This is a genomic window from Oricola nitratireducens, assembly GCF_014904745.1.
Lineage (GTDB): Bacteria > Pseudomonadota > Alphaproteobacteria > Rhizobiales > Rhizobiaceae > Oricola > Oricola nitratireducens.
In genome coordinates this window covers 1-7,616 of sequence record NZ_JACZCS010000007.1, presented here as the reverse complement: position 1 = coordinate 7,616, position 7,616 = coordinate 1, and the positions used below count along the sequence as shown (strand labels likewise).

6 protein-coding genes and 1 tRNA gene are annotated in these 7,616 nt (G+C 52.7%); 5 read left to right on the top strand and 2 right to left on the bottom strand.

The features are described from left to right. Positions 1 to 323: 323 nt before the first annotated feature. A complete protein-coding gene (locus tag IG169_RS04185) occupies positions 324 to 1,214 on the bottom strand; it encodes an N-formylglutamate amidohydrolase (protein ID WP_193174914.1) in 891 nt (296 codons plus the stop codon). 219 nt (positions 1,215 to 1,433) lie between these two features. Here IG169_RS04185 and cpdR point away from each other — a divergent pair, with 219 nt between their 5' ends. The 5 genes from cpdR (at position 1,434) to IG169_RS04160 (ending at position 4,918) form a co-directional block, all read left to right on the top strand. Next, positions 1,434 to 1,796, top strand: coding sequence for a cell cycle two-component system response regulator CpdR (gene cpdR / locus IG169_RS04180; RefSeq protein WP_193174913.1), 363 nt, complete (start codon positions 1,434 to 1,436; stop codon positions 1,794 to 1,796). A gap of 140 nt (positions 1,797 to 1,936) precedes the next feature. Beyond that, a tRNA-Val gene (locus tag IG169_RS04175) sits at positions 1,937 to 2,011 on the top strand. A 105-nt stretch (positions 2,012 to 2,116) separates the two neighbouring features. Then, positions 2,117 to 3,121 (top strand): integrase, encoded by a 1,005-nt coding sequence (locus IG169_RS04170; RefSeq protein WP_193174912.1) that lies wholly within the window; start codon positions 2,117 to 2,119, stop codon positions 3,119 to 3,121. A gap of 159 nt (positions 3,122 to 3,280) precedes the next feature. Beyond that, complete coding sequence (locus IG169_RS04165; protein ID WP_193174911.1) at positions 3,281 to 3,928, top strand: hypothetical protein; 648 nt, start codon at positions 3,281 to 3,283, stop codon at positions 3,926 to 3,928. 3 nt (positions 3,929 to 3,931) lie between these two features. Beyond that, positions 3,932 to 4,918, top strand: coding sequence for an HNH endonuclease signature motif containing protein (locus IG169_RS04160; protein WP_193174910.1), 987 nt, complete (start codon positions 3,932 to 3,934; stop codon positions 4,916 to 4,918). Between the two features lie 955 nt (positions 4,919 to 5,873). Here the strand turns inward: IG169_RS04160 and IG169_RS04155 are convergent. Continuing rightward, a complete protein-coding gene (locus IG169_RS04155; protein ID WP_193174909.1) occupies positions 5,874 to 7,163 on the bottom strand; it encodes a P-loop NTPase family protein in 1,290 nt (429 codons plus the stop codon). Between the last annotated feature and the right edge of the window lie 453 nt (positions 7,164 to 7,616).

Below are 7,616 nucleotides of genomic sequence, written 5' to 3'. Positions count from 1 at the left end.
GTCGAAACCGTCCAGGTCCTTGTTCTCGATCAGCGCCGCACTGCGAAACAGCGGCAGCGTTTCGGCCGCCGCCGCGGCGGCGAGGCGTTGCATGAAGGCGATGTCGGGCAGTTTTTGCTGGGTCATGAGTGTCATCTGCGCAACATCGCCGGGCGACGCAAGCAAATTTTCGTGAAATTGCGCATCGCACATTGACAATTGTGCAATGCAACATAATCTTGGAGTTGGCAGCTTGCTGCCGCGCCCTCCTTGGGCGTTTCCTCCCTAGACTTTGGCCGCGTCATGCAAATGATGCGGCTCTTTTTTCGAGACGCCGCGCCGAATTATTCTGCGGCGATCGAATAATCGAAGAAATGGCTGTCCGGCAGCGCCATCATCTGCGCGATAAAGGCGCCGATGTCTTCCTGCAGCAGGTGGAAGGACGGTTTCTTGGTAATCGTCGGCTCATCCATGTAGAGGCCGCGATTGACCTCGATCTGCAGCGCGTGCAGCCCCTTCAGCGGCCGGCCGTAGTGCTCGGTGATGAACCCGCCCGCATAGGGCTTGTTGGATGTCACCAGATAACCCATCCCGGACAGGATCGATATCGCCGCCTCGCTCAGGTCGCGGCTGGCGCTGGTGCCGAATCGGTCGCCGATGATGAAGTCGGGCCGCACCCCGTCCTGGCCGTAACGCACCGATGCCGGCATCGAATGGCAATCGATCAGCACCGCGAAACCGAACCGGCGATGCGTCTGGGCAAGAAGGTCGCGCAGCGTCTGGTGGTAGGGCTTGTAGATGCCGGTGATGCGCGCCTCCGCCTCGGCGACCGGCAGGCGCGAATTGTAGATCTCGATCCCTTCCGAAACGACGCGCGGGATCGTGCCGAGACCGCCGGCGACGCGGATCGAGCGGGAATTGGCATAGGGCGGCAGCCTTTCGCCGAACATGCGCGGATCGAGCTCGTAGGGCTCGCGATTGACGTCGAGATAGGCGCGCGGAAAATGCGCCATCAGCATCGGCGCGCCGAGCGGCACCGCGCCGGAAAACAGCTCTTCGACGAAATAGTCTTCCGATCGCCGGATCGCGATCGTGTCCAGCCGGCTCATGTTGAGGAAGCGCGGCGGATAATTGCGCCCGCTATGCGGCGAATTGAACACGTAGGGAACCCGCTGGTCGGCCGGCTGTCTGACCTCGAAGGCCGGATGGTCCTCAAAATCGGGTGCGCTGTACATATTCCGTAACGGCCGCCTTGCTGATTCCTAATGTGTTTGCCAAGATTGTTGACAGGAGCCTTTCTCCCTGTCCAGTGTCCTGCGCGCCACGAACGGGTGAAAACTCCCGCCGATCATGGTTTTTTCGGGGCGAATAAACCGGTTGTTTACCCTGCCCGGTAATGACTGGTGCTACAGATTCTCGCCCCGCATTTCGCGTGGAAACTGAACGGGTTAAACATGAACCGCATCCTTCTCGCCGAAGACGACAATGATATGCGCGCCTTTCTCGTCAAGGCGCTCGAAAAGGCCGGCTATCAGGTCATCGACTACGACAACGGCGCCAGCGCCTATGAACGGCTGCGCGAGGAGCCGTTCTCGCTGCTCCTGACCGACATCGTCATGCCGGAGATGGACGGCATCGAACTGGCGCGCCGCGCCACCGAGCTCGACCCGGACCTGAAGGTGATGTTCATCACCGGTTTCGCGGCCGTCGCGCTCAACCCCGATTCCAACGCGCCGAAAGACGCGAAAGTCCTCTCCAAGCCGTTCCACCTGCGTGAACTGGTCTCCGAGGTCGACAAGCTGATCAAGGCCGCCTGAGGCCTGTCATCGCGACGCCATATTTATGGCATTCACGCTATTGACCGGTCGCGCCTCTTGTGGTGTATGCGCGGCTCTGAGGCAATTCCGGGAAAAGTGCTGAGCGGTTTTCCGTCCGGAATTGCGATGGAACAAAACCCGGGCGGTTAGCTCAGCGGGAGAGCACTACGTTGACATCGTAGGGGTCACTGGTTCAATCCCAGTACCGCCCACCATTCCAGAACCTAAGATATTACATAGACTTAGGTTAAGAATGCCTCTCACGAAAAGACATTGGATTCAGCTGTTGGTCACACTCTGGTCACAGCAAAGGATCCGCCATGGCATCTATTCGCAAACATCGAGGCAAATATCAGGCCCAGATACGCCGCAATGGTTTTCCGTCGATATCCCGCTCATTCCACCAACTGAAAGATGCCAAGGAATGGGCACGACAGATGGAAGTCCAGGCCGACAGGGCAGAGCTTGAACCTAATCGGAAGCTTCTCGACACGATCACCTTGGGCGAACTCGTCAAACGGTATCGAGACACCGTGCTCCCGGGGAAGAAATGCTGCGAGGTGGAAACAATCATCCTCAACGCTTTCCTCCGCCATCACATTTGCAGGAAACCACTGTCACGGCTGTCATCAGCAGACTTCGCTAGCTTTCGCGACGAGAGATTGAGACAGATAGCCCCGAAGTCCCTCAAGCGACAGTTCAGCCCGATCCATAACATGTTCGAAGTCGCACGGGACGAATGGGGGCTTCCGATCAGAGAAAATCCACTCGACAAGGTGAAGCTTCAAGCGACAGACAACAAACGGGAACGACGGCTCAGAGACGGGGAATATGAGAGGCTGATCGAAGCAGCCAGGACACGACAAAATCCCTGGATCGAGAAAGTGATTATCTTCGCGATAGAAACAGGCATGAGACGCGGAGAAATCCTGGATCTCAAGTGGGACCAGGTAGACCTCAGACGGCGCTGTGTGACGATCCTAGAGTCAAAGAACGGCTATTCCCGTACGATCCCACTGACACCTACCGCTGTTGCACTGTTGCACTCTTGCAGGGGAGGGCCAGGAGGGAATGAGAAAGTGTTTCCGGTGACGGCCAACGCGTTGAAAATGGCTTGGGGGAGAATGCTTGTAGGCACAGGCATCAACGATTTGCACTTCCATGACCTCAGACATGAAGCGATCAGCCGTTTCTTCGAAATTGGTTTGACGGTACCTGAAGTGGCATCGATTTCAGGACACAGGAACTCGGCGATGCTCTCTCGCTATGGGCATGCCCAGATGAGTAGGATTCAGGAGCGATTGAACATGGTCGTCCACCAATGAGCGGGTCAGTCGCAAGGTCGACATAACAGCTCTCAAATACGATCGATATGAAGTGGAGCAGCGCGCGTTCCCTCCACTACCTGGTGCGCACTTGAAAATCAGTTGACTCCCTGCAAAAGATTGGTTACGTAACTTTACGTATAAGTTATGAGGCTGGTTATGTCACCACTAAGCAATTCGGAAAAACAGGCGCGCCATAGGAAGAAAGAAGAGCTGCAAAGGTTCGCTGAACAGTGCTTCAGGGAAGCTCAGCTAGGAGCATTTCAGCATGGGGCGAACGCCCCTGCTATGCTGGCGCAAATCAAGCAGATGGCTGATCTACCGTCTGGATGGACCGATGCAGACTACGAAATCGCTGTGGAGCGCATTCAGCAACTTCGAATGGATCTCATCAACCCAAACAATGACCTCAACAACGATGTGCATGACGCGCTTGGCACGTTTGAAGAATGGGGAAGAGCGCCTGACAAGGCGAAGTTTAGAAAGGACGCCGACAAGGCGGTCCAAGAAACTCGCAATCTGGCCTCACACCTGATTTCGGCTGTAGAGCTAACCAGTCTGAGCAACGGAGAACGTGCCGCCGCTTTGGTCGAAGCTTTGCGCCATGTTGGGAGATCCTTAGCCAACGAGCGACCACTACGACGATCAGATGCCAATACGGTCTGTCTCGCAACGCTGCCCCCACAATACAGACGGCCAGATTGGTTTGCCGAGTCATTTGCGAAATACCTTGCGTTTAGGCTCGGCACGGAGGAGGCCAAGGACGACCTCGGGCAGAAGATTCTTGATTACGATTTCGGGATTTGAGCCATGAAGTACGAAGATCTTGAACCGACACATCTCGCGCTGATCGATCAATTCGATAGCGAGCTCGAAGTTACTTATCGGGAAGAAAGATACAGTGTTCGCGACAATGGCGCGATCTTCCGTTTGAACAAGTATCGAAAAAGAGCCCGTCTGTTGGACAAACAGTGGACTTTCGGCCGACAGACCCCTTCAACCGGGTATATGCTTCTGGCCGGTGTACCGGTGCACCGCATAGTATGCAGCGCTTTTCACGGCGCCCCGCCATCAGATCAGCACGTGGTAGATCATATTGATACGAACCGCGCCAACAACCGACCCGAAAATCTGAGGTGGGTCACAAGACTTGAGAATGTCCTTCTTAATCCGATATCTGCGCGTCGAATTGAGTTTGTGTATGGCTCAATAGAAGCGTTCTTCGAGAACCCCAAGGGCGTACAAACCTATACAGACTTCCCGGACGTCTCCTGGATGCGTACTGTAACCAAAGACGAAGCACAGGAGGCGAAAGAAAGCCTGCTAGAGTGGGCTCAAAGCGGAGCTGTTCCTAAAGGAGGAGCCCTCGGGGAATGGCTATATGGCAAAAGCAAATATACCGAACCCGAGCCTGCATCTGAGGAGTACGATTCACTTACGCCATCGGTTGTTCAAGTTCACTGGAGGGTTCCGTCTGAGTTCCCAGCTTGTCCTTCACGCGTAACCGAAGATGCCTTGGTGAAGTATGCCTCTTCCCTCGAGTTTGGACATGTCTTTGTCCGAAACGATATCTACCAAGGGCTCGTTGTACAGCACTCGCTTAGCGACAACGGACTTGTTGTACTCTCGCACAGCCCCTCAGGCGTCAAAGACTGGGCCATAGCGCACATCTCGACCAAGGACGCTCTTTTTTACCACAAGAGCGAAGGGACATTTTTTACCCTACAGGGTGCGCTCAAAAAGTTCTGCAGACTTGCTGGCGATGAATTTGACGAGTCCATCGACGACTACTGCTGATTAGCACCCCTTGCGGCAAATCCCGACAGAACCATCGTGCCTCCAATTCAATTACGGCTGTTCGTACTGTCCGATGCAAGACAGGAGCCGACTAGCTCTATGCCTAGAATCGCATGCGTTACTGCGGAGTGGCAGTGCGTTAGGCGATAAATCCCAATCGCCTTATCATTTCACCTCCGCATAAGTGCACAAGTGCATAAGTTGGCGGTTTCAGGAGAGCGCCTTATGGAATCAGCGTATTAAAAATCGGCTTGTCCATCAGGAACGTCCAACGCCCCTATCGTCGTAGAAGTCACCGATGCCCCGGAAGCGACATTTCCGTTCAAACTCGTCCAGCTCCTCTCCGGAATAGAAACCCGAATAAGTACGCTTGATCGTTTCCCAATGCCGCAACACGCCTAGACAGTCATCCGGATAGAATAACTTGAGCCGCCCATTGGTGATGGAGAGTTCGTCCGCATCAGCCCTCACCGACAAAGCAGGCATGAGGATAACTGCCACAAGAAGCACCAAACGTCGACTACAGGCAATCTACTATCCACCGCTCGTATCGACCGCGCTCGATAAGATTATCAGCTGGAAGGCGACATTGAGGCGAAATAAGCTTCGAAAGCGCAAGATATCGGTTCAGCAGTAGTAATCTGTCACGATTGGGTCAATCCACCCTACCCACTCATTCTCGAATGCTAGGACACCTTGGACGGATCCTGAAAGCCGCGTTCAAAGTCACAAATCTGAGCCCACCTCGACTGACAGTAGAGAAACAGTGCGAAGGACGCCCACCGATGTTACGATGTGCGAAGAACTGGTGCCTATCTTCGTAAGCGTTCCTGCAGAATCTCCGTCAACACTAATAGACAACAATGGCGTACGACCTCTGGCGTTCTATGTGGAACAGTGGGGATTTTTTCACATGAACGTTTCTATTGAAACAGCCATGGACAAGAAATAAGAATCACACCATGCCAGACTTACTCTTGTTAATCTGCTCAATCTTTTGCGATGAGCGCAAATAGAACATAAAGTATGGATTCGTAATTTCGAGCTGATCGTCATCCCATTCCAGAACCGAATTTTCTCTGCTGAGGTCCTTTGCGATCCCATCCATTTGTTTGAGAGCGAGCTGAACGCTTGACCCTGCAGGCGCATCGCCAATGCAGACTTCCCTAATCCTGCTCATTATCTCATCATAGTCGAAGCTAAGCCTGGGCGGGTTTTGCATCAGCGAAACCAGAATCGCGCGGTACACGTCTCCCTGTGAACCATCTTTCAACGCGAACTCTTTCCTTTGCGTCCCACGCTCTTTTGCGCCGGTGTGAAGCTTTTCGACAGTTTTGGAATAATCTGTCTGAAGTGTCGTTCTCTCAAGCGCAGCACTGAATTCGGCATTTGAAACGTCAGTCCTGTACTGCATCGTCTGCTTGTTTCGAATGCCCTTTTCAAGGCACAGATTTAAGCACAAAGACTGCATAAGTTGGGGAGAACCGAGGGCCTCCGTTGCAAGCTGTTTGACCTTCGCCGGGGCGATATCGACTCCCAGTGCTAGAAATCCCGCTTTCGCAATATTTTCCAGTTCGGTGACTGTCCAGTAATCGAACAGAATCGACACAATCCGACCTGTCAGTTCGTCGTTGGCACGCACCATGTCATCTGACTTATGAGGAACCGACGCGATACAAATGCGCACGCCACGCTCGGCAATCGCTTTGATTGATTTCGCTATTTCGACTTGCGATTCCCTACTAATATAATGGAAGTCGTCTAAGAATACTACAAAATCACTACCACTAAGATCTTTGACAACTGCCTCAAAAAACTCAACTCCGTATTTCTCTAACGTACCGGTTGTGAATTCGACTCCGCCATTGGCCTCACCCTCCACCTTTCCTTTCGCAAAGAACACGCCGGCTTCGCCAGTTGTTTTCCCGGCCACGCCAGCCTTAAGAACTCGCTCCTTGATTTTTTCGATCTCTTCGGGGCCTCCTATCCACCGCATGACTGTTTGCCAAAGTTCATTAGATGTACGAAGAGATTGACCGGATGCTGGGATTATTCGTTCTTGAGTAAGGCAGGTATTAATCAACGCGGTCTTACCTGTCTTCGACGGCCCTGAAATTGAAATCACCATATTTGGTATCTCGAGCGCAGCAGCGAGCTTTTCCTCGTTCTGTTCAGCAGTCCTTTTGACGTATGTGTGAGTTGGTGTTCCGTTGGGAACAAATACATCAAAGATAAAGTCAGTCATTAAATCGTGTCCATTCTGCATAGACGTATAAGTCGACTATGTCCTAGCCTACTTCGTTTCGTCAATTCCTATTCAGCGTATCAATTTAGTCACGATACGCCAGCAGAAAGTGATGATAGCTACCGTTCTGCGATTGCGCGATCTCTTAACCTCGAATTCCCGGTGATATCGAAGGTAGCCACTAATACCGCCGATGGGCCAAGAGTCGCACTTGGGCCAACGACAGCTTCAGCGCCTTCCAGAGAACCTCATATATCACCACCGACCTCAAATTGACCCCAAAATAGCTGTTCGTCCGATCTTCCCTGAATGAATGAATGACCGTTGTGCGGCACGCTGTCATCGCACCTAAGACATCTAGAATTACAGAAAAGACCCCGATATTCAGTATAATTTACAAATAATAATTGGAATTATACATTTTATGCTTGACAAATGCTTAAAAATATGAGA

Excerpts from the sequence above, each read along its gene's own strand:
- IG169_RS04185 (WP_193174914.1), bottom strand. The coding sequence starts at position 1,214 with ATGTACAGCGCACCCGATTTTGAGGACCATCCGGCCTTCGAGGTCAGA.
- cpdR (WP_193174913.1), top strand. The coding sequence starts at position 1,434 with ATGAACCGCATCCTTCTCGCCGAAGACGACAATGATATGCGCGCCTTT.
- IG169_RS04170 (WP_193174912.1), top strand. The coding sequence starts at position 2,117 with ATGGCATCTATTCGCAAACATCGAGGCAAATATCAGGCCCAGATACGC.
- IG169_RS04165 (WP_193174911.1), top strand. The coding sequence starts at position 3,281 with ATGTCACCACTAAGCAATTCGGAAAAACAGGCGCGCCATAGGAAGAAA.
- IG169_RS04160 (WP_193174910.1), top strand. The coding sequence starts at position 3,932 with ATGAAGTACGAAGATCTTGAACCGACACATCTCGCGCTGATCGATCAA.
- IG169_RS04155 (WP_193174909.1), bottom strand. The coding sequence starts at position 7,163 with ATGACTGACTTTATCTTTGATGTATTTGTTCCCAACGGAACACCAACT.